Origin of the sequence: Botrimarina sp., from assembly GCF_040219535.1 — a bacterium.
Lineage (GTDB): Bacteria > Planctomycetota > Planctomycetia > Pirellulales > Lacipirellulaceae > Botrimarina.
In genome coordinates, this window is the sequence record NZ_JAVJSH010000036.1 from 95,503 (window position 1) to 117,139 (window position 21,637).

General features: G+C 69.8%; 20 protein-coding genes. 9 read left to right on the forward strand and 11 right to left on the reverse strand.

Translation table 11 applies throughout. The features are described 5' to 3' along the window. Positions 1–51 precede the first annotated feature (51 nt). The 3 genes from RIC11_RS19825 to RIC11_RS19835 are packed head-to-tail and all read left to right on the forward strand — an operon-like array spanning position 52 to position 931. Positions 52–243, forward strand: coding sequence for a hypothetical protein (locus tag RIC11_RS19825; RefSeq protein WP_350214132.1), 192 nt, complete (start codon positions 52–54; stop codon positions 241–243). Further along, positions 240–683: a phage holin family protein gene (locus RIC11_RS19830; RefSeq protein ID WP_350214133.1), complete on the forward strand. Its 444-nt coding sequence runs from the start codon at positions 240–242 to the stop codon at positions 681–683. Before RIC11_RS19825 ends, RIC11_RS19830 begins: the two co-directional genes overlap by 4 nt. 47 nt (positions 684–730) lie before the next feature. Further along, the gene (locus RIC11_RS19835; RefSeq protein ID WP_350214134.1) at positions 731–931 is read left to right on the forward strand and encodes a hypothetical protein; all 201 of its coding nucleotides are present in this window, start codon (positions 731–733) and stop codon (positions 929–931) included. A 154-nt stretch (positions 932–1,085) separates the two neighbouring features. Here RIC11_RS19835 and RIC11_RS19840 read toward each other — a convergent pair whose 3' ends face one another. From RIC11_RS19840 to RIC11_RS19855, 4 genes are all read right to left on the reverse strand, one after another. Beyond that, positions 1,086–3,863: a hypothetical protein gene (locus tag RIC11_RS19840; protein WP_350214135.1), complete on the reverse strand. Its 2,778-nt coding sequence runs from the start codon at positions 3,861–3,863 to the stop codon at positions 1,086–1,088. 18 nt (positions 3,864–3,881) lie between these two features. Next, entirely contained in the window at positions 3,882–5,417 is a 1,536-nt protein-coding gene (locus RIC11_RS19845) for a M14 family zinc carboxypeptidase (protein WP_350214136.1), read from the reverse strand. A 95-nt stretch (positions 5,418–5,512) separates the two neighbouring features. Then, entirely contained in the window at positions 5,513–7,231 is a 1,719-nt protein-coding gene (locus RIC11_RS19850) for a gamma-glutamyltransferase family protein (RefSeq protein ID WP_350214137.1), read from the reverse strand. Further along, positions 7,224–8,042, reverse strand: coding sequence for a hypothetical protein (locus RIC11_RS19855; protein ID WP_350214138.1), 819 nt, complete (start codon positions 8,040–8,042; stop codon positions 7,224–7,226). The genes RIC11_RS19850 and RIC11_RS19855 overlap by 8 nt, the downstream gene beginning before the upstream one ends. 357 nt (positions 8,043–8,399) lie before the next feature. Between RIC11_RS19855 and RIC11_RS19860 the strand changes: the two genes are divergently transcribed. The 3 genes from RIC11_RS19860 (at position 8,400) to RIC11_RS19870 (ending at position 12,756) form a co-directional block, all read left to right on the forward strand. Continuing rightward, positions 8,400–9,512 carry a DUF1559 family PulG-like putative transporter gene (locus RIC11_RS19860; RefSeq protein WP_350214139.1) on the forward strand — a complete coding sequence of 371 codons (1,113 nt, stop codon included), beginning with the start codon at positions 8,400–8,402 and terminating at the stop codon, positions 9,510–9,512. A gap of 344 nt (positions 9,513–9,856) precedes the next feature. After that, positions 9,857–11,542 carry an MGH1-like glycoside hydrolase domain-containing protein gene (locus tag RIC11_RS19865; RefSeq protein ID WP_350214140.1) on the forward strand — a complete coding sequence of 562 codons (1,686 nt, stop codon included), beginning with the start codon at positions 9,857–9,859 and terminating at the stop codon, positions 11,540–11,542. Continuing rightward, complete coding sequence (locus tag RIC11_RS19870) at positions 11,539–12,756, forward strand: glycosyltransferase (protein ID WP_350214141.1); 1,218 nt, start codon at positions 11,539–11,541, stop codon at positions 12,754–12,756. Before RIC11_RS19865 ends, RIC11_RS19870 begins: the two co-directional genes overlap by 4 nt. Before the next feature lie 43 nt (positions 12,757–12,799). Here the strand turns inward: RIC11_RS19870 and RIC11_RS19875 are convergent, their stop codons facing one another. Next, complete coding sequence (locus tag RIC11_RS19875) at positions 12,800–13,279, reverse strand: ferritin family protein (protein WP_350214142.1); 480 nt, start codon at positions 13,277–13,279, stop codon at positions 12,800–12,802. A gap of 280 nt (positions 13,280–13,559) precedes the next feature. On the opposite strand from RIC11_RS19875, the gene RIC11_RS19880 reads away from it, so the two are divergent. Beyond that, positions 13,560–14,708, forward strand: a complete 1,149-nt coding sequence (locus RIC11_RS19880; RefSeq protein WP_350214143.1) for a site-2 protease family protein — start codon at positions 13,560–13,562, stop codon at positions 14,706–14,708. A 74-nt stretch (positions 14,709–14,782) separates the two neighbouring features. On the opposite strand, the gene RIC11_RS19885 is transcribed toward RIC11_RS19880, so the two are convergent. The 6 genes from RIC11_RS19885 to wrbA form a co-directional block, all read right to left on the reverse strand. Further along, positions 14,783–14,944, reverse strand: a complete 162-nt coding sequence (locus RIC11_RS19885; RefSeq protein WP_350214144.1) for a zinc-ribbon domain-containing protein — start codon at positions 14,942–14,944, stop codon at positions 14,783–14,785. A gap of 200 nt (positions 14,945–15,144) precedes the next feature. Beyond that, entirely contained in the window at positions 15,145–15,306 is a 162-nt protein-coding gene (locus RIC11_RS19890) for a hypothetical protein (RefSeq protein WP_350214145.1), read from the reverse strand. Positions 15,307–15,432: 126 nt separating this feature from the next. Continuing rightward, entirely contained in the window at positions 15,433–16,788 is a 1,356-nt protein-coding gene (gene gdhA / locus RIC11_RS19895; protein WP_350214146.1) for an NADP-specific glutamate dehydrogenase, read from the reverse strand. Positions 16,789–16,822: 34 nt separating this feature from the next. After that, positions 16,823–17,173, reverse strand: a complete 351-nt coding sequence (locus RIC11_RS19900) for a hypothetical protein (RefSeq protein WP_350214147.1) — start codon at positions 17,171–17,173, stop codon at positions 16,823–16,825. 198 nt (positions 17,174–17,371) lie between these two features. Then, complete coding sequence (locus RIC11_RS19905; protein WP_350214148.1) at positions 17,372–17,653, reverse strand: hypothetical protein; 282 nt, start codon at positions 17,651–17,653, stop codon at positions 17,372–17,374. Positions 17,654–17,686: 33 nt separating this feature from the next. Further along, complete coding sequence (wrbA, locus tag RIC11_RS19910; protein ID WP_350214149.1) at positions 17,687–18,295, reverse strand: NAD(P)H:quinone oxidoreductase; 609 nt, start codon at positions 18,293–18,295, stop codon at positions 17,687–17,689. Between the two features lie 277 nt (positions 18,296–18,572). Between wrbA and RIC11_RS19915 the strand changes: the two genes are divergently transcribed. Further along, positions 18,573–20,462, forward strand: a complete 1,890-nt coding sequence (locus tag RIC11_RS19915; RefSeq protein ID WP_350214150.1) for a hybrid sensor histidine kinase/response regulator — start codon at positions 18,573–18,575, stop codon at positions 20,460–20,462. A 59-nt stretch (positions 20,463–20,521) separates the two neighbouring features. Continuing rightward, positions 20,522–21,607: a magnesium/cobalt transporter CorA gene (gene corA / locus RIC11_RS19920; protein WP_350214151.1), complete on the forward strand. Its 1,086-nt coding sequence runs from the start codon at positions 20,522–20,524 to the stop codon at positions 21,605–21,607. The last annotated feature ends 30 nt before the right edge of the window (positions 21,608–21,637 follow it).

Consider the following 21,637-nt stretch of genomic DNA (forward strand, 5'->3'; position numbering starts at 1 on the left):
GCCAAAGCCAAGCCGCGTGTCCCCCGGCAAGTCATCCCCCCGTAAACCACCATGATCGCGTTCCCCGAAACCGACGCCGCCTACAACGTTCCGCCCGGCGGCAGCCACCAGCGGCTGCTCCCCGCTCCGCAGAGCGAAACGGCGCTCGACAAGGTGCGCGAGGTCATCCGCTCACAGCCCGCCATCGCGCTGGCGACCGCCGCGGTCGTCGGCTTGTCCGTCGGATTCTGGATCAAACGATGAGCACCGCCCAAGCCACTCCCTCGACTCCCGTCGAGCCGCCTCCCACGCGCACCCCGCCGCTGAGCCGCGCGGCCTCCGACGCGATCGAGCTCGCAACCCTGCAAGGGCGGCTGTTCCTCGCCGACGGCCGCGCCTGCATGGCGTCGGTCCGGACCGGCGTTGCGCTGGGCGCGGTCGGCCTGGCGCTGCTGGTCGCCGCCGCGCCGCTGGCGCTGGTGGCGCTGGCGATGTGGCTACAGGGCATGTACGAGCTGTCGCCGGAAGCGGCGTACGCGATCGTCGCGGCGTCGGCGGCTGTCATCGGCGCCTGCTTCGGCTACGCGGCGATCCGTTCCAGCCGCGATGGCTTCGCTCTGCTGTCACGCTCGTGTGCCGACCTAGAAGAAAACCTTAAAGCGCTGACCCACCCCGACGACACCGCCACGACCCCCTCCCGCTGACCCACCGGCGGCGGCCCGCCGCCCCGACCATAAAGGAGCAACCCGCGATGCCCGATACCATGAACCCCCCGACCTCGACCTCCGTGTCCGGCGCCCGGTCGCAGCCGAGCGGCGGCGAGCTGCGGACAGAAGACCTGCCCGACCTCGTCACCTACGTGAAGACCTACGCGAAGCAGAACCCCGACGTGGCCGCTATGTGGTGCTTCGGCGTCGGCTTCGTGCTCGGTTGGAAGCTGAAGCCGTGGTGATCCCCGTCGACCGGTAACCCGGCCCATGGATACGCCGGGGCCGACGTTATCCCGAAGCTGAAAAACGCCGGCGCCGCCCACCTGCAAGGTGCGCGGCGCCGGCGTCGTTTTGCGTTGACGGGGCCCCTTGCGCGGGGATCCAGCGATCGCCGGATCACCGCCAGCGGCGGCAGAGCCCTAGCGAGGCCACGAGCACCACCGCCCAAGTGGCGGGCTCCGGCACGGCGACCGCCCCCGCGGCGCCGTAGTTCTGCGCCCAGGTGGTGTAGTCCGCCTGGACGAACAAGCCGCTCGCGTTGTCGCGCCACACGGTGTAGTCGGCCGCGTCGACCGACCCGTCGAGGTTGAAGTCACCGGGCAGGCCCTCGGCGAATTCGACGACGCCGTCGAACACGCCGCCGGTTTCGGCGTCGCGGTACGCGAAGGAGAGCTGAGCCTCGTCGCCCGCGAGGTCGAAGGCCGCCCCCAGCGGCAACGCGCCGCCGGGCTGGACGGTCGATTCGCCGAGCAAGAACGACTCGGACAGGACCGACTCGTCGGCGCCGCCGGCCTCGGTCCACCGCTCGCCGACGCCGTCGCCGGCCGTGTCGCCCGCGTCGGGCCCGTCGACCGCGTCCGTGCCGCGATCGGCGAGGCTCGCCCACCGCCCGGTCACGAGCGACCCGTCGCCGCTGCCGATGCGGTAATGGTCGATCGCGAAGGTGCTCCCCGTGTCGTTGTACACGGTCACGTAGCCCGATTTCGGGTGCACGCGGAGCGTGAGCAGGTCGGGCTCGACGATGATCGGCAGCTCGTCGGCCAGGTAGAAGCGGTCGATCAACACGTTGTCGCCGGACAGGTCGTTGTTGAGCGTGAGCCGCACGGCCTCGATCCCGCGATCGGCATTGATCGGCGCGGAGCCGATCGTCTGGAACGAGGAGCCGCCGTTGTTCGAGTAGAGGACCTCGTAGGTGTCGTTGGTCAGGTCGGTCGCGAGGATCGCCAGGAACTTGTCGGTCTGTGTGAGGCTCCCGCCGTTGATCACCGTGGAAGCAATGCCCGCCGCGCCGCTGCCATTGGCCACGCCTTGCAGGTCGAGCGTGTTGCTGTCGTTGCGGGTGATGCGGAACTCCGACGTGATCTCGGTGCCGCGGGGGTCGTTGTTCGTGAACGAGATACGGATCTCTTCGTTCTCTGCCGGGTCGAGCGTGCTCTGGAAGTCCCAGGTGAGCTCGAGCACGCCGTAGATCAAGCCGGAGGTGATCCCCGGGTTGATGTCGATGTAGTTGGTGCCGAAGCCGGTGTTCGCTTTCAGCGACGCGTCGAGCTGCCCGAGGCCGTTCGTGACGACGTCGATCGTGTCGGTGTCCTCGTCCCACTGGTTGCCGGGGTTCGCGCTGTTGACCACCGACGTGAGCGGCGTGCCGGCCGTGTCGTCGAACAGGAAGTCCTCGAAGATCACCGCCTCGGCGGAGCGGGGCGCGGCGAGGGCCGCCAGCAGGGCGGCCCCGAGTAACAAGCGAGCGGGCATGGCGGTCTTCCCTTGCTGAGGTGCGGTCTCGTGGAGCGGTCGGCGCCGCAGTCGGCGCCCCCGGGCGAGGATCGCGGCGAGCGACAACGCGGCCATCGAGCCCGCCGCGGGCTCCGGCACGCCGGCGACCAGGCTCGCGAAAGCGACCTCGCCGTTGGCGGCGATGTAGGCGTCCTTGAACAGGCCGAAGTCGACGACGTCGTTCGCGCCGCTGCCGTCGAGGTCGCCCAGCACGTAGGCCTCGGCGGTCGACAGGCCGGACAGGTCGGTCTCGGCGTTGGCGGCGAGCACGGCGTAGTCGTCCGCGTCGAGCTGGCCGTCGAAGTCCAGGTCGCCGGCGACCCACTTCTGGCCGCCGTTGCCGACGAAGTCGACGTCCAGCGTGCGGACGCCGCCGCCGCTGAGCGCCAGCTCGGCCCGCACGTCCTCGACCGGGTTGCGGACCCACAGGCCCGGCGCCGCGCCGGGCGAGGAATCGAGCGCCACGGACTGGCCGTTGGAGAGCGTGCCGGAGAAGCCGGTGAAGTCGGTCAGGTCGATCGCGCCGATGGCCGACTCGAGCGTCACCGACGCGACGCCCGACACCGCCGCGCCGGAGTTGTTGACCAGCGTCATCGCGCCGGTCTCTCGGTCGACCTGGAGGGTCACCAGGTCGGCAAGGGGGTTCGTGTCGGAGAGCACGATCGAGTCGACGTTCACCTCCTCGACGACGACGAACGGCAGGAAGTTGTCGGCGCCGAAGCTGCTAGTGACCAGGCGGACCGAGTTGCCGTTGCGCACGCGCGACACGCCCCCCAGGCCGAGCGACTGCGACGGGTTCGCCCCGTCCTTGTAGAACACCTCGTAGCTGTTGCTGTCCTTGTCCAGCGCGAGCACCACGGTGAAGGGGGTGGTTTGCGTGTCCGGCAGCGGCACGGCGTTGGGGATGTCGAAAGAGCCGGCGGTGCCGATCGCGTCGCCCACGAGCTCCATCGCGCCGGTCTCCGCGTTGCGGCGGATCTGCACCTGGGCGGTCACGGTCGAGCCGCTGTCGCCGGAGTCGTCGTCGAGGAAGGTCAGCCGCACCTGCTCGTTGTTGGTGTTGTCGTAAGGCTCGAAGTTCCAGCTCGAGAAGGTCGCCGACAGGTAGACCTGCCCGCTGCTAACGTTCGCGATGTCGAGGAAGCGCGACTCCAGGCCGGTGGCGAACGCGCTGTCGGTGATGATCCGGTAAGCTCCCGACTCCACCACCGAGATGTCGCCGGTGGTCTCGTCGCCGGGGGCGGTCGCTTCCTCGTCGTAGAACCAGGTGTTGCCCGGGTTGGCCGTGTTGGCGGCGGCCGTCAGCGGCGTGCCGTCGGGGTCGTTGAAGTTGAAGCGTTCCAAATCGATCGCCATCGCGGGCGTGGCGAGGCAGGCCAGCAGCAGGGCGTAGCGGCGCATAGCGGTTCTCCTTCGGGCTCAGACGCTGCGGGTTGCAAAGCGGTCGGATCGGGGCGCCGCGGCCGCCAGGCCGGCGAGCGCAAGAAGCGTCGCCGCGCCGGGCTCCGGCACGGCGGTCAGCAGCCGCGCCCAGGCGCCGTCGCCGTGGGCGCTCTGGTAGGCGGCTTTGAAGAGGGCGAAGTCGTGGACGTCGTTGCGGCCGTCGGCGTTGAGGTCGCCGCGCGTGTAGGCCTCCAGCGCCGACAGACCGGCGAGGTCGGCCTGGGCCCACTGGCTGAGGGCGAGCCAGTCGTCGGCGTCGAGGTCGCCGTCCAGGTCGACGTCGCCCGGCTCGGGCAGCGGGGCGAGCGTGTCGGCGAACGCGCGGCCGAGGTTCTCGCCGAGCGCGACGAAACGGTCGGCGTTCTCGCCGGCCAGGAAGCGTGTCTCGAACGTGGTGGTGAACCGCGCGCCGAGCTCCGCGAAGCCGAACTTGGCGGCCGTGTCGTCGACCAGGCCGGCGTCGAGCGTGTCGACCGTCGGCTCCAGCTCCAAGAACCGGCGCCAGACCGGGTTCAGGTGCATGCCCCGGTCGATGTCGACGTAGCCGAAGTGGTCGCCCCCTTTGGCGACGGTCGAGTGGAAGTCGATGAAGAAATCGACGCTCCCGGCTGTGTCGGCGAGGATCGCCGTGGCGACCGCGGCGATCTCGCTCTGCCCGCCGTACGCGGGCGGGTCCCAGAAGCGGTTTGGGTCGAGGGTGGGCTTCTCGACGGTGCTGCGGTTGTAGCCGGCCAGGCGGCCGTCGGGGTTCGCCATCGGGTAGACATAGAACTCGGCGCCGCGCCGCAGCAGGGCCGCCTCGAGGGTGTCGGCCGTCAGGTAGTCGACCATCGCCTCGAGGGTGCGGCTGCCGAGGGTCTCGTTCGAATGGACGCCGCCCAGCAGCACGACCTTCGCCTTGCGGCCGGTCGCGGCCGGGTCGGTGATGCGGTAGCCGTACAGCGGCTGCGGGTCGATCGTCCGCCCCAGGTCGTCGACGCCGCCGGGCGACTGGCCGATAACCAGGCCGCTGTCGGCGCTGGCGGTCGGCGCGACCCACGGGATCCCCTGCAGCGACTGCGTGTGCTCTGTCGCCCGGCCTGCCGGGTAAGGCAGCCCGTACGCGACGTACACCCGGTCGCTCGTGAAGGGCGCGTCGTTCGAGAACCGGTACAGGTCCGACGCCGCGAAGCGGGCGTTGTTGTCGAAGAACTGCCAGGCCTGGCCGTCGTAGCTGTAGACCATCTCGTGCGTGTTGAGATTCGACCCGCCGGTCGCGAAGTTGTCGCCGATCTCGAACGTGGGCCGCACGCCGCTCACCCCGTCGGCAGCGAAGTAGACCCACTTCCACTGCCCGGGGTTGAAATTGTCGCGGCCGACGAGCGTGACCGTGTCGCCCGCCACGCTGCTCGCGGCCACGTCGAGCGAGCCGCTGTCGAAGCCGGCCGAGAGCGTGATCGCCCTGGCCGCCGGCGGCGCAGCGAGCAGCCCGGCGAGCAACAACACAGCGGCTATCAGGGACGGTCGACTCACAGGAGCAACGGCGCCGTGCGGTGGGGGATGGGGGAGGGGAGGGGAGGGGGGAGTGTCGGTCTGAGCCGGGAGGGGGAAGAACCGTTGTCGTCGCGCTAGTCGCCGGCCGCGTGGTTCGTACGCCGGTCGTCGGCGACAGCCATCAGCCGGTCTCGTCCGAGCACCATCACGCCGTTGCCGCCGCCGAAGTACAAGCCGGTCGCCGGCTTCAGCGAGGTCTGCCACCCGAGGTCCGCTAGCGCCGCGCGCACGCGCCGCAGCTCACCCTCGGCAGCGCCCTCTTCCAGGTCGATCAGGTTCTCTGGTTGCTTGGAGCTCGTTGGGCGCCGCAGGTGGAAGCGCGGCCGGGCGAACGCCTCGCCGAGGGGCGCGCCCGCGCCGAGGCAGTCGGCCACGATCTGCAGCGTCATCGTCGGGATCCGTTGCCCCCCCGGCAGGCCCATCGCCAACGCCGGCAGACCGTCGCGGGTCGCGATCACCGGGGCGACGGTGCTCCGGGCGCGCTTCGCCGCGCCGGCGTAGTTGGGCGACGCGGTCCAGTTCGTCGCGAAGTTGCTCAAGCTGTCGTTCAGCAACACGCCGGTCCCCGGCGGCACGACCGCCGCGCCGAAGTGCAGGCTCAGCGACTGGGTGAGGCTCGCCATGTTCCCTTGGCTGTCGATTACGGTCAGGTGGGTGGTGCCGGCGGCCGGGGCATCGTCGAGTGTGGCTTCGTCGACAAACGGCGCGTCGAGGTCCTCCTCGGCCGGGTCGATCTGCTGGGCGAAGTCGGCCAGCCGCTTGAGCGCCTCGTCGGCGAGCAACCGCCGGCAGTAGGCCATCGCGTCGGGCGTGTCGGCCACGTTGCGCGTGACCGGCGGGTAGATCGCGCGCAGCAGCCGGCCGAACCGGTCGATGTAGGCCGCGTTGCGCTCGCTGGGCAGCGGCGCCCCGGCCAGCTCCGCCGCACGCAGCGCGGCCAGCACCGTGACCCCGCCGGTCAGCGGCGGCGGGCTGCTGTACACGCGGTAGCCGTGGTAGTTGACCGACAACGGCTCGACGAACTCCGCGCGGTAGTCGGCGAAGTCCCCCAGCGTCAGCGGCGACCCGGCCGCCTGAGCCGCGGCCACGATCCGCCGCGCGGTCTCGCCGGTGTAGAACCCGTCGGCGCCCCCCGCGGCGTAGCGGGCGAGGGTTTCGGCCAGTTCGGGATTGGGCAGCCGCGCGCCGACCGGCGGCGTCTGGCCGTCGACCAGGTACAAGCGGGCCGCCTGGGCGTCGGCGGCGAGGTCCTTTTGGTGCGGCGACCAGAGGCCGCGCATCGTTTCGTCGACCAGGATCCCCTCCCGCGCCAGCCGCTCGGCGGGGCGGACCAGTTCGGCCCACGGCTTGGCGCCCCACCGCTGGTGGGCCGCGTGCAGCCCGGCCGGCAGTCCCGGCACGGCGACCGCTTGGTAGCCGTACTTGCGCGCGCTGCTCGGCAGGTCGGTGAACGACTCGGCGTCTAGGCCCTCGGGCGACTCGCAGAGCGCCTCGACGCAGGTGACCTCGGCGGAGGCCGCGTCGTAGTAGAGCAGCACGAGCTTGCCGCCGAGGCCCGAGCCGTAGGGCTCGGCCACGCCGAGCGTGAGCGAAGCGGCCACGGCCGCGTCGATCGCCGTGCCGCCGTCGCGCAACACGGCAAGCCCCGCGGCGGTCGCCGTGGGGTGCCCGGTCGCGATCGCCCAGCGCTGGGCCCCGACGGACTCGGCCCAGGCCGGCTGCCAAGCGGCGGCCCACGCAAGCGCGCAGGCCGCCGCGGCGGCAATTGCCGGCTGGCTCACGGGCTTAGGCACGTCGGCGTCCCAGACCACCAAGGGCAAGGGCCGTCACGCCGAGGGCCAACGCGCCCGGCTCGGGGATCGTCGCCAGGTAGACCCGCTCGATCAGCACGTTGTCGCCCGAAAAGTCGTTGTTGAGCGTCATCCGCAACGACTCGATCGTGTTGCGGGCCGGGTCGAGCGACGCGGGGCCGAGCGTCGTGAACGAGGCGCCGCCGTCGGCCGAGAAGTGGAGGAAGTACTCGTCGGTCGTCATGTTGGCGTCTACCACCGCGATAAACGGCACGCTCTGCGACAGCGAGCCGCCGTTCAGCAGCACCGGGTCGATGTCGCTGGAGCCGTCGCCGACGCCGTTGCCGAGGATCGTCAGGGTGTCGTCGTCCTCGCGCTGGATCTCCCACTCGGCGACAATGAAAGTGCTGCGCGGGTCGCTCTCGATTAGCGAGATCCGGATCTCTTCGTTCTCGGACGGGTCGAGCGTGCTCTGGAAGTCCCACGTCAGCTCCATCACGCCCAGCACTCGGTAGGCCGACGCGGCGGTCAGCACGTCGTTATCGACGTAGTTGGTGCCGAAGTCGTTGTTCGCTTTGAGCGACGCGTTGAGCTGGCCCGAGCCGTTGGTGACCACGTCGATCGTGTCGGTGTCCTCGTCCCACAGATGGCCGGTTCCCGCGCTGTTCGCAGCGGCCGTCAGGACTGTTCCCGAGGGGTCCTCGAACTGAAAGTCCTCGATGATCGTCGCCGCGGCGAGGTCTTGGATGATGTCGGCCTGAGCGGCCGGCGACGCCGCCAACAGGGCGGCGGCTAGTAAAACGGTGCTTCTCATGAGGTCGTCTCCGTGGTGTGGGTGCGCCTGGCTGAGCCGCGGCGGCCGCTGAGCATCGCGCAAAAGCGCAGGGCGTGGCCCTCGCGGGCGGGCCGCCGATCCACCGAATATAGCCACCGCCGCTGCCCGATCACCACACGCAGGTGGCGTTAAACCCGGGAAAAATACCCATCTTTCGCATGCCCCATGGCCGCCGACGCGCGCGAATTCGTCGGTTTTCCACTTTTCGATGCCCTCCCTCGCTTTCTACAATCGGCGGCGGATAGAGGCAGGCGGCCCATCCCCATAGCCGACGCGTCGGTGACCAGCTCTGGCGCGTCGCCCACGGTCCCCACCTGACGCTTCGGAGCTGAATCTATGCCGCCGTCCCCGTTGCGTGTGTCGCCGCCCCGCCGCCCGAACGGTGTGGCTCGGCCTCTGAATCGCTTCTCGAGCCGACCCGGTTTCACGCTGGTCGAGCTGCTGGTGGTGATCGCCATCATCGGCATCTTGGTCGCGCTGCTGCTGCCGGCGGTTCAGTCGGCGCGCGAAGCGGCCCGTCGCTCCTCCTGCCTGAACAACCTGCGGCAGGTCGGTCTGTCGCTGGCGAATTACGAATCGAGCCAGGGCGTGCTGCCCGAGGGGCACGTGTCGGTGATCGAGTACGTCGACCCGGCCACCAACCAGCGCGTGCAGGGCTCCGAGGCTTTCTCGGCCTACTCCTGGGTCACACGGATCTTGCCGTACCTGGAAGAGTCGTCAATCTATTCGACGATCGATTTCAAGGTGCCCTTCTACCTGCAGATCGCCAACGGCGTTGCGAACCCGTATCACCACATCGAGTTCGAAACGATGCGCTGCCCGTCGGACGAGGACGTCGGCATCATCAGCGACTTCTACGGCGCCCGCGGCAACTACGCGGCGAACGCGGGGATTGGCTTCCTGTGGATGAACGACCGCACGCCGGATCAGTGCGGAAATAACAACCCGTTCGCGACCATCGAGCCGGTTGGCAACCACGTCGACCGCTGCCCGAGCGGACGCTCTTCGATGCTCCACCTCGGCCCGTTCCAGGTGAACCGCCCGCTGCGGCTGGCGAAGATCACCGACGGCACGAGCAAGACCGTCGGCCTGAGCGAGATCCGCCTGGTCGAAGGGCAAGACACGCGCGGCTCGCTGCACTTCTCCGCCGGCGTGCTGTACATGCACGACGCACCGCCCAACGCGGATCAGGTCACCCGCGGCGGCCGGACTTCCGCTTGGCCGGACTTCACACGCTTCTGCATCGAGAACCAAGACTACGCGCCCTGCAGAGCCAACCGCGAGCAGTGGCGCGGCCAGTGGCATCACATCGCGCGCAGCACGCACCCGGGCGGGGTGAACTCGATGATGCTCGACCAGAGCGTCACGTTCGTCACCGACGACGTCGAGCCCGCCCTCTGGCAGGCCTACTCGACATTCAACGGCGAAGAGGTCGTCGAGCCGCTGTAAGCGAGCGCTAGGCCTTCCGCGCTTGAGCCGCACGCGCTAGCGTCGGGCGATCGAAGCACGGGCCGCCACCCTGCGTTCACCCGCGGCTAGCGCCGGCGGCTCAAGCGCTGGGGACGCCCCCCCGGGACACGTGGCGCTTGAGCCGTACGCGCTAGCGTCGGGCGATCGAAGCAGGGGCCGTAACGCTACGTTCGCCCGCGGCTAGCGCCGGCGGCTCAAGCGCTCAGGACGCGGGACGCGTGGCGGCGCGCGGGGTCGGCGCGTGGCGGGTGTGGTAGGTTCGCGGCACGGCGGTTGCTTCAGCAGCCGACCCACCAACCGCGCAAGCCGCCTGCCCCCCGCGTATGAAAGCGATCCGCGAAGCGATCCGTGGCGCGTTGAGCCACGTGCGCCACCGCACGAACCACGCGACGCGTTTCGCGTCGCGTTTCACGCGGATCACGCGCTACGGCCTCGACCTCATGCTCTGGTCGCGGCTGTTCGACCGCCGGCTCGACGCGGTGCCGATCGAGCTGGCCCGCACGCTGCTGTCCAAGAAGCACCTCGGGCACGTCGCGCCGACGCTGCACGTGGCCGACGCGAGCGGCAAGCTGGCGGTCTGGGAAGAGGGCTTCGCGGGCGTGTACGCCACGCTGCTGCTGAACCTGAACAACCCCGACACGCTCTCCCCCGTGCGTTACGCCCACCCCGCGCCGTCCTTCCGCGGCGTGTACCTGTGGGACTCGGCGTTCATCGCGCGGGTCTGGCAGGCGTGGGACCCGGCCGTCGCGCGCGACGTGACCCAGGCCGTGCTCGACCTGCGCGACGGCGACCGCTTGCAGCACGTGGTCGCCGAGTTCACCGAGAGCGTGTACACCCAGCCGCCGGTGCTCGCCTGGGCCATCGCCCAGATCGCCCACGCCAGCCGCCCGCTCGACCGCGAACTGTTGGCGCAGGCCTACGACACGCTGGTCGCTTACCAGGGTTGGCTCGCCGAAAACCGGCGGCTGCCGAGCGGCTTGTACGCGTGGGCGCACCCTTACGAATCGGGGATCGACAACTCGCCGCGGTTCTCCAACGTTGACGAGTCGCGGTTCGCCGACACCACGGTCCTCGCCGCGCCGGACTTCTCGAGCTACGTGGTGCTGCAACTCGAATCGCTCGGGCAGATCGCGGGGCTGCTCGGCAGAGAAGAAGCCGACGCCCACCTGGCGGAGGCCGACACGCTGCGCGCGGCGATCAACGAGTCGCTGTGGTGCGACCGGGCGGGGCTCTATTTCGACCGGCACGAAGTGACCGGCGAGTTCGTGCGGCGCAGAACGATCGCTTCGCTGCTGCCGCTGTGGGCCGGCGTGCCCGACGCGGCGCGCGCCCAGCGCCTGCGCGACCACGCGCTCGACCCGGCGTCGTTCGGCACGCCGATCCCGTTGCCGTCGGTCGCGCGCGACGACCCGACGTTCGTCAAGGACATGTGGTGCGGCCCGGTGTGGCTGAACACCGCGTACGCGGTCGTCGAGGGGCTCGCCCGGTACGGGTTCTACGAGGCCGCCGGCGAGCTGGCCTACCGGCTCTGCGACGGCGTGTTCAAGACCTTCGAGCAAGAGCGCCGCTTCTTCGAGTTCTACGACCCGGACCACCGCGGGATCGAGGACCTGCAGCGCAAGCGCGGCAACCGCTGGAAGCACCTGACCCTGGGCGCGAAGCCGGTCGGCGAGTTCATCGGCTGGACCGGGCTGGTGAACACGCTGGTGGTGAACGTGCTAGTCGGCCTCCGCCACGAGGGGGGCCGGCGGACGCTCCGCCCGCTGCTGCCCCCCGAGCTAGACGGCGTGGGGCTGTCGGTCCGGCTGCCGGCCGAGGAGCTCGCCGTGACCGTCGAACGGCACGGCGATCGCATCCTCGCCACGATCCGCACGCCCGGCGGCGTCGCGCGACGCGAGGCGGCCCTGGGCCAACCTATCGATATCGACCCGGCCCCTCCGGGCCGCCCCGCCGCGGGCGCCAACGGCGCCACGCACGGGGACCCCCACCGTTCCGAGGCGCTCCGATGAAGCTCTGCGACGTCACCCTCGCCTACACCGCCACCAGCGGCGGCATCCGCACGTACATCGACAACAAGCGCGCCTACCTGGCCGAGCACACCGACCACGAGCACCTGCTGATCGTGCCGGGCGAGGAGGACGCGCTGGAGCACGACGGGCCGCTCACCAAACAAACGATCGCCAGCCCGATCCTGCCGGGCTGCGAGCCGTACCGCTTCTTCTGGCGCCCGGACAAGATCCAGCACGCGCTCAAAGAAGCCGCGCCGGAGGTGGTCGAGCTGGGGAGCTTCTACGTGGCGCCGTGGCCGGCGTTCAGCTACCGGCGAGACCGCCGCAAGGAGGGCTTCGCGTGCCTGGTCAGCGGTTACTTCCACAGCGACATCGCCGACGCGTACTTCGGCGCGCCGCTGCGCGACGCGTTCGACGGGTGGAGCGACGTGCTGGAGTGGTTCGGCGACCGGCTGGCCGGAGCGGCCGAGTCGGGCGCCGAGAGCTTCGTCGGCTCGGTCTTCGAGAAGTGCGACGTGCGCCTCGCCGCGTCGCCGGCCCAAGCGAAACGGCTCGCCGAGTACGGCGTCGAGCACCCGGTCGAGATCCTGCCGCTGGGGGTCGACATCGACCTGTTCACGCCCGACCGCCGCAGCGACGAGTTCCGCGAGCGTCTGGGCGTGGACCGCGACACGGTGATGATGGTCTACGCGGGCCGCCTCGACGCGGAGAAGCACCCCCACGTGCTGATCGACGCGTTCGAGCGGCTACCCAAAGGGTTCAAGGCCTGTCTGGTGATGCTCGGCGAGGGCCCGCTAAAGGACGAACTCCGCGCCCGCGCCGACAAGCTCGAGGGGGTGTTCGTGCTCCCTTACGAGAGCGCGGCGACGCGGTTCGCCGAGCTGCTCGCTTCGGCGGACGTGTATGTCACGGCCGGCCCGCACGAGACGTTCGGCTTGTCGGTCGTCGAGGCCCAGGCCAGCGGCCTGCCGGTGGTGGGCGTGGCGAGCGGCGCGCTGAACGAGCGGGTCTCGCCAGCCGACGGGCGGCTCGGCCCGGTCAACGACGCCCAAGCCATGGCCGACAATATCGTGGCCGTCGCCCGCGACCGGTCCGCGTTGGGCGCCGCCGGGCGCGAGAAGACGGTACGCGAGCTGAGCTGGGACCGCTCGTTCGAGAAGCTCCTGGCGATTTACGAGCGCGAACTCGCCAAACCAACCGCGCGGAAACCTTAACGCCCGCGCCGGGGCGGCCCGATCGGCAGGCCAAACCCCTCTCTCAACCCGAGGCGGGCCGCGTGATCTCGTCTGACTGGGCGGCGGCCCAGCCTTGGTCTTCGGTCCGCGAGCGTTCCAGGTCGGCGAGGCTCTGGAGCACCTCCTTCGCGCGGGGCGACTGCACCTGGTCGGCCGCCAGCCGGTAGAGGTTGACCAGGCGCGATTCGAGGCCGATGACCTCGTCGATGATCTCCTTGCAAGAGCCGCCCGACTCGGGCGGGTTGCGCTGGCTTAGTTTCTGCAGCGCGACCCTCAGCTCGTCGTCCTCGGTGTACTGGACTTGCGTGTTGAGCACGCTCGGTTGCGCGTCGTCTTTCACGTCGGAGAGGGTTTGCTCCACCTGGCGGTGGTGGTGGGCGACGCGGTCCGTCAGCCGCGCGGCCATCTCGTTGCCGTCCCGGCAATCGCCGAGCAGCCGCTGCGTCTCGCTGTGCAGCTCCTGGGACAGGCTCAGCAACTGCTCCACACTCTTGTAGCTCATACGGTCCTACAGATGGTCGGGACGTGAATCGGGTCCGATCGATCCGGTCAATCGGCGCTGGGCCGGCGGGGGCCGGTAGGCCAGCCAACGATGGCTGCCCGCCGAGGTGTGCAACCCTTACACCACCCCGGATCGAAACGCCCCAACGCCCGAACGGGCGCCTTCGAGGCTGACAACCTGGTCGCCGGACAACCAAGTCAGTCGCCGGGGTGGCCACCCTGCCGGACGCCGACGTAGGGCCTATAACTCACCGAGCGACAACCAACGAAGGAGGCCCGCTATGGGCGGATCCGCACGCGTCGGCAAGCTGGCCGGCATCGACTTGTTCATCCACTGGACCTTCCCGCTGCTGCTCGCGTGGATCGCCATCAGCCACGTGATGCAGGGCGACTCGGTCGGCGTCGCGGTCGAGGGCGTGGTCTTCGTGTGCCTGCTGTTCGCGTGCGTGGTGCTGCACGAGCTGGGGCACGCGCTGGCGGCCCGGCGCTACGGCGTGCCGACCCGCGACATCACGCTGCTGCCAATCGGCGGCGTCGCGCGGCTGGAGCGGATCCCCGAGGAGCCGCGGCAAGAGCTGGTGATCGCGATCGCCGGGCCGCTGGTCAACGTGGTGATCGCGGCGGGGCTGTTCGCGTTCCTGTTCCTGGCCAGCGGCTACACCGGCGCGTTGCCCGAGGAACTGGTGGGGGTGGGGGGCAACCTGCTGGTGAAGCTGATGTGGGTCAACGTGGCGCTGGTGGTGTTCAACATGCTGCCCGCGTTCCCGATGGACGGCGGCCGTGTGCTCCGCGCGTTGCTCGCGACCCGGATGAGCTACTCCCGCGCGACGGAGATCGCCGCTCGCGTCGGCCAGACGATGGCGGTCGGGTTCGCGCTGCTGGGCCTGTTCGGCAACCCTCTGCTGCTGTTCATCGCGATCTTCGTCTACCTTGGGGCGGGGGCCGAGGCCCAAGCCGCGGCGACCAAGTCGCTGCTGCGCGGCTACACCGCCGGCGACGCCATGATGACCCGCTTCCGCACGTTCCCGTCCGACGCCTCGCTGAAGCAGCTGACCGACGAGCTCCTGGCCGGCACGCAGGACGCGTTCCCGCTGGTCGACGACGGGGCTTACCGCGCGCTGGTGACCCGCGCGTCGCTGCTGGCGGCGATCGCCGAAGTCGGGCCCGACGCGCGGGCGGACACGGCGATCGACTCCTCGACGATCCGCGCCGGGCGGGGCACGTCGCTCGACAAGCTGGCCGACAGCCTCAGCGAGTCGACTTCCAACACGGCCGTCGTGCTCGACGGCGAGCAACTGATCGGCCTGGTCTCGACCGAGAACGTCGGCGAGATGCTCCTCGTACGCGCGGCCACCTCTCCGCAGCGGGGCGACAGCGAGGCGGCCCAGCGTGTCGGCGACCGCTTCGTGAAGACCGCGGCCGCTAGTTGAAGAGGCCGCTGGTTGAAGAGCCTGCCGAGACAAGAAAGAACGAAGGGGGCGGCAGTACGGCAGACTCTGCGCCGCTACTCGGGCTCGCGCTTGAAGGCCTCGTGGTTAACGGCCGAGCCGTCGCGCGGCAGCTCGCCGATGTGCTCCACGTAAAGCTTCTCACCGCACTGCGGACAAGCGGGCATGCCTTGGGCGACCTCGGCTTGGCAGTTTGGGCACTTCGCGTCGCTGCTCATCGGATCCTCGTTCTTTTGTCGGCCTGAGAAGGCGGATCAACACCGCGGCGTGGCGTCAGGCGGCGTGGCGGCGCGCCGGCGGTCAACGCCCCGTGTGGGAACCCAGTGTGGGAGTCCAGTGTGGGAGTCCAATGTGGCAACCCAGTGTGGGAGCCCAACGTAGGAACCCGGTGTAGGAACCGACGCGAGCCGCGATCGGTTCACGCCATGCGCCCGGCCGCCGCTAACGCCAGCAGGCGTTGCTGCTGCCGGTAGGCCGCCAATCGGCGGGCGGCGCGCTCGCGGTCCGACCACTTTGAGCGGACTCGCTTCAACCGCTCGTCGGTCGCGGCGAATCCTGCCGCGCGGCGATCCGATGTCATCGCAACTCTCCGTTGTTCGTTGAGCGTGGCGGCGGGCGTTCGGGACGCGCGGCCGCTGAGTGGGCGGTCGTTTCGCGGCACTTTACGCACGTCGATACGCACGTTGCGTGCCGTTCGCCCAACTGCTCAAACGACGCCCCGCTCGAGAGTCGACTGGGCCACCTTCTTGAACGCCGCCAGGTTCGCGCCCCGCACGTAGTCGACCCGGCCCTCGTGCTCCCCTTCGGCTACGCATTGGCCGTGGATCTCACGCATGATCTTGCGCAGCCGCTCGTCGACCTCCTCGCGCGACCAGCTCAGCCGCATCGCGTTCTGGGTCATCTCGAGCCCGCTGACCGCCACCCCGCCGGCGTTGCTCGCTTTGCCGGGCGCGTGCGGCACGCGGGCGTCGCGGACGTGCCGCGCGGCGCCCGCCGTGAGGGGCATGTTGGAACCCTCGCAGACGAGCGCCAGGCCGCCCTCGAGCAGCCGCTGCGCGTCGTCGTCGTCGAGCTCGTTCTGAGTCGCGCACGGCATGGCCACGTCGCACGCGACGCGCCACGGCTTCTCGCCGCCGCGGTACTCCACGCCCGAGCGCCCCTCCGCGAAGTCGCTGACGCGGCCGTTCTCCTTGTTCTTGACTTCGCGTAGGTCGGCGAGGTGCTCCTCGGTCATGCCGTCGTCGAACACGGCAACGCCGTCGGAGTCGCTCATCGTGACGACCCGGGCGCCCATCTGGATCGCCTTCTCGGCCGCGAACGAGGCCACGTTGCCCGCGCCACTGATGGCGACGCGTTTGCCCTCGATCGAGCCGCCCGCGTGCTGCAGGACCTCGGCCGCGAAGTACACGCAGCCGTAGCCCGTGGCCTCGGTGCGGATGGCGCTGCCACCGTTGTGCTCGTCCTTGCCGGTGAGCACGCCGCCCCAGCGGTTCTCTAGCCGCACGTACTCGCCGAACAGGTAGCCGATCTCACGCCGCCCCACGCCGATGTCCCCGGCCGGCACGTCGACGTGCTCGCCGATGTGCCGGCGCAGCTCGGTCATCAGGCTCTTGCAGAACCGCATCACCTCGCGGTCGCTCTTGCCCCGCGGGTTGAAGTTCGACCCGCCCTTGGCGCCCCCCATCGGCAACCCCGTCAGCGCGTTCTTGAACACCTGCTCGAAGCCGAGGAACTTCAGCACGCCCTGCGTGACCGACTTGTCGAAGCGCAGCCCGCCCTTGTAGGGGCCCAGCGTGTTGCTGAACTGCACCCGCCACGCGCGGTCGCTGCGCACCTCGCCGGAGTCGGTCTCCCACGTGACGCGGAACGAGATGATCCGGTCGGGCTCGGTCAGCCGCTCGAGCACCTGCGCCTGGCGCAGCTCGTCGTGCTCCAGGTACCAGGGCATGACGTCCCGGGCGACCTCCTCGACCGCTTGGTGGAACGCGTCTTCGCCCGGGTTGCGTTTCCGCAGCCCGGCCATGAAGCACTCGAGTGGGTTGTCGGCGTCGCTCGGCGGCACAGGGGCTTCTCGGTCGTTTAGCAGGCGGCTGGGGTTACGCTTTGACCCGGTCGAGCTTCTCTAGCAGCCGGTCGGCCGCCTTCTGGATGTCCGGGTGGTGGGAAGAGCCGGCGCGTTGCTTGGCGGCGATCAGCGCGCTGCGGTGCACGCGGCGGAAATCGCCGTAGTCGAAGCCGTAACGCGACTTCGTGTGCTTCGTCGCGTCGGGATCGACCGCCAAGAACCACCGGGCGTATTCTTGCCAGGAATGGTCGTCGAGGAAGTCGTTCTCTTCGTCGGTCGAGGCCTGCGCGTCGCTCCAGTCGCTGTCGAGCACGTACTGCTGCTTGTCGATCAGCTCTTCGGCGTGTCGGACGGCCTCTTCGTTGACTCTGTATTGCGGCATGGGAAGCCCTCCTGAGGAGTGGGGTCCCCGTGAGCGGGGTCGGCTGACAGCCGGTGGCCAAAAAGGGGATCGGCGCACGCGAGCGCCGTCCGGCCGGGCCGCTCCGAGCGGCCCGGCGGCCTACGGCACAGCAGTAGCGCCGCTCGTCCGCCAAGTCGAGCAACGGCCCGCCCAGGCGAGCAGCGGCGCTCCGCCGACTTACCTGTGCAACACCCGGGCCAAAACGTGCGGCAAGTAGAGCAGCCAAGCGAGCGTCACCCCGCCGACCCAGCCCCAGCCGGTCCACGCGACCCACGCCGCTTTGGCTGAGGGCAACTGGGTCATGGCCAGCGTCGCCAGAGCCACCGCGAAGGCCGCGCACGCGCCTGCGAGGGCGCAGTAGAGCAGCGTCGGCTTTTTTTGCTCCAGAGCGAGCCAAGCGAACAGCGGGTAACCGAGGGCCGCGAGCGTGAGCAGCAGCCGGATCGTGGCGTCGTCCATGGTGTGGGCAGAGCGATTTGAATGAGCGTGTTTTCAAGCGAGCTTCGCAGCGATCTCCGCCACGTGCTTGCCTTGGAACTTGGCGATCGCCAGCTCGTTCTCGCTCGGCTGGCGGGAGCCGTCGTCCTTGGCCAGGGTGGTCGCCCCGTAAGGCGTGCCGCCGGTGATCTCGCCCATCTCGGACAGCTCGGGGCACGAGTACGGCACGCCGACGATCACCATGCCGTGGTGCAGCAGCGTGGTGTGGAAGCTGGTGATCGTGGTCTCCTGGCCGCCGTGCTGCGTGGCGGTCGAAGCGAACACGCTCCCCACCTTGCCGATGAGCGCTCCCTTTTTCCAGAGCCCGCCGGTCGCGTCGAGGAACGAACGCATCTGACCGGCCATGTTCCCGAACCGAGTGGGCGTGCCGAAGAGGATCGCGTCGGACTCCGCCAGCACGTCGACCGACGCTTGCGGCACATGGTCGAACGCCTTGCGGGCGTCGATGGCGCCCATCTTTTCGAGGACCTCCTTGGGCAGCGTCTCGGCGACCTGGTACAGGCCGACCTCCGCGCCCGACACCCCCTTGGCCCCCTCGGCCACCGCCTCCGCTAGCTGGTACACGTGGCCGTAGGTGCTGTAGAAGACGATCGAAACTTTCATTTCGCGCAAAGCCTCTAGGTAGATTGAGGGGGATAGGAACTCATTCGGCCACTAAAACGGTCGCCCGCGCGCCGGCGCCGGGGCGTTCGCGGGTTTCCCCAACGGCGGGAGCCACCAGAAGGTAGTCCCTGCGGCGCGATTTGGCGACAATCCCCTGCCACCGTCGCGCCGACCGCCTAGCGACGGTGCGCTCGCGGCGTTCTGATAGGTGGTGGGAACCCGGCGAAGCGATCCAGCGACACACGGCTTAACTACCCTTCCGTCTGCGCGGCCCCCGATGTCGGACATCACCTGCCCAGCCGACGAACAAACGCGACTGCTCCGCCGGTTGATGGCGATCGAGCAGATTGCCTCCGACGCGGTCATCACGGTCGACTCGCGCTTCGACGTGGTCGCGTTCAATCCAGCCGCCAGCGAGCTGACTGGTTGGCCGACGACCGAGGCCCATGGGCGGCCGCTGGACCAGGTGGCGCCGCTGTTCGACGTCCACCAACCCATGCCGTGGGCGTCGGTTCTGAACGACGGGCGGCCCGCCTCGCGCCGGGCCGCGTGGCTCGGCCGCCGCGAAGGCCGGCCGCTTGATATCGACTACTCGTTCCGGTCCCTCGGACGCGGCGCAGGCTGGGTCGTCGCGCTCACGCCGCAGACGGCGGACGACGCGTCGGCGATCGCGCTGCGCGAGAGCGAGGACCGGTTCCACACGCTCGCCGACAACATCTCGCAGCTCGCTTGGATGGCCGACGAGAAGGGCTGGATCTTCTGGTACAACCGCCGCTGGTACGAGTACACCGGCACGACCCTCGAACAGATGCAGGGCTGGGGCTGGCGGAGCGTCCACCACCCGGACCACGTCGACCGCGTGGTCGCCAGCTTGCAACGCTCGTGGGACACCGGCGAGGCCTGGGAAGAGACCTTCCCGCTCCGCAGCAGCCACGGCGAGTACCGCTGGTTCCTGTCCCGCGCACTGCCGATCCGCGACGCGTCCGGCGCGGTGGTGCGCTGGTTCGGCACCAACACCGACATCACCGAACGGCGCCAGGCCGAAGAGGCCCTCCGCGAAGCGGACCGGCGCAAAGACGAGTTCCTGGCGATGCTCGCCCACGAGCTGCGCAACCCGCTCGCTCCGATCGGCTTCGGCCTGGAGCTGCTCGCCCGCCAAGAAGGGACCGACACGCAGCAGCTCGAACTGGTCCGCGACCAGTTCAACCAACTCGTCAGGCTCGTCGACGACCTGCTCGACGTGTCGCGTCTGGTGCGCGGCAAGATCGATCTGCGACCGACGCCCGTCGACCTCAACCAGCTCGCGCGGAGGTCGCTCGCGGTCGCCCGCGTGCAAACCTCCGCACGCGACCAGGTGCTCTCCGCCGCGCTGCCCGACGAACCGATCTGGACCGTCGCCGACGCGGTCCGCCTGTCGCAGGCGCTGGGGAACCTGCTCTCCAACGCGTCGAAGTACTCGGACGACGGCGCGCGGATCGAGCTCTCGCTCGCCCGCGAGCAAGACACGGCGGTCATCACGGTCACCGACGAGGGGGTCGGCATCGACTCGGAGCTGCTGCCGCACATCTTCGACCTGTTCACCCAAGCCGATCGCTCCATCGACCGTTCGCAGGGCGGGCTGGGGATCGGCCTGACGGTCGTCAAGCGGCTGGTCGAGCTGCACGGCGGACGCGTTTCCGCCTCGAGCCTGGGGCTCGCGGGGGGCGCCGTGTTCACGATCGAGCTGCCGATCTCCGCTCCGCCCCAAACTCCCGACGGGCCGCCGCCTCGGCCCACGCACGCGCGGCCGCACGCGGTGCGGGCGCTGGTTGTCGACGACAACGTCGGCGCCACGTTCCTGCTCTCCCAGCTCCTCGCGAAGCTCGGCGACGTGCACGTCGAAACCGCCCACGACGGCGCCGCCGCGGTCTCCAAGGCGCTGCACATGGCGCCCGACCTGGTCGTTTGCGACATCGGATTGCCGGGGATGGACGGCTACGAGGTGGCCCGCTCGCTGCGCGCGGCGCCGGGTTGCCGCGGCGCGTACCTGGTTGCTCTGACCGGTTACGGTCAGGCCGGCGACCTAGAGAAAGCCGCCGCCGCCGGCTTCGACCGGCACCTCGTGAAGCCGGCCAGCGTCGACGACCTCGAGTCGATCCTCGCGGCCGTGCGGCCCGCGGCGCGATAAGGACCAGTGGCAGGCGTCGCTGAGCCGCTGACCGGGCGACCCGCCGGAGTGACCCCCGCATGACGATCAACTCCGGCTACCGCCGGCTGTTCCGCAAGCGACGCCCGAAGGTCGGCTCCCGGCCCGGCACGCTGGTCATCCCGCGCGAGGCGCCCCCGCCGCAGATCCACACGTTCACCTACAACGCCGACTCGCTCCGCGAGGCGGACCCGGCGGGCGTGGAGGGCCTGGCCGCCACGCTGGCCGACGACTCGGTCACGTGGGTCGACGTGCAGGGCTTCGGCGACCACTCGCTGATGAACCAGATCGGCGACTTCTTCGGGCTGCACCCGCTGCTGCTAGAGGACGTCGTCAACGTGCCCCAACGCCCCCGCACCGAGGCCTACGACGACCAGGTCCTGGTCATCGTGCGGATGGTCCGCGTCGACGAGGCGTCGGCCGAGCTCAACTCCGAGCAGGTGGCGATCGTCTTCTCCGAGCGGTGGGTGCTCACCTTCCAAGAGAAGCCCGGCGACATCCTCGACCCGGTCCGCCGGCGGCTGCGGAGCGGCAAGGGCCTGATGCGCACGCACGGCGCCGCTTACCTGGCGTACGCGATCGCCGACACGATCATCGACGGCTACTTCCCGGTCCTCGAGTCGATCGGCGAGCTCTTGGAGGGGCTCGACGAGGAGGTCCTGACCAAACCCACCTCCGACGTGCTCCACCGGCTCAACGCGATGAAGCACCGCCTGGCCCACCTGCGGCGGTGGCTGTGGGCGCAGCGCGAGGCGGTCGACACCCTGATGCGCGACGAGCACCCGCTGGTGACCGACGAGCTGCGCGTCTACCTGCGCGACACCCACGGCCACTGCGTGCACACCGCCGAGATCGCCGAGATGCACCGGGAGATGGCCACCGGCCTGATGAACAACTACCTGTCGTCGATAGCCAACCGCACCAACGAGGCCATGCGGGTCCTCACGGTGATGGCCAGCATCTTCATCCCGCTGACGTTCCTGGCCGGCGTGTACGGCATGAACTTCGAGTACATGCCCGAGCTCCACCTGCGCTGGGCCTACCCCGCCGTGTGGGTAGCGATGATCGCGACGGCCGCCGGGATGGGGACGTACTTCTGGCGCAAGGGGTGGCTCGGCGGGCGCTAGCGTCGGCGCGATCGCGGACGGCGTTTCCTC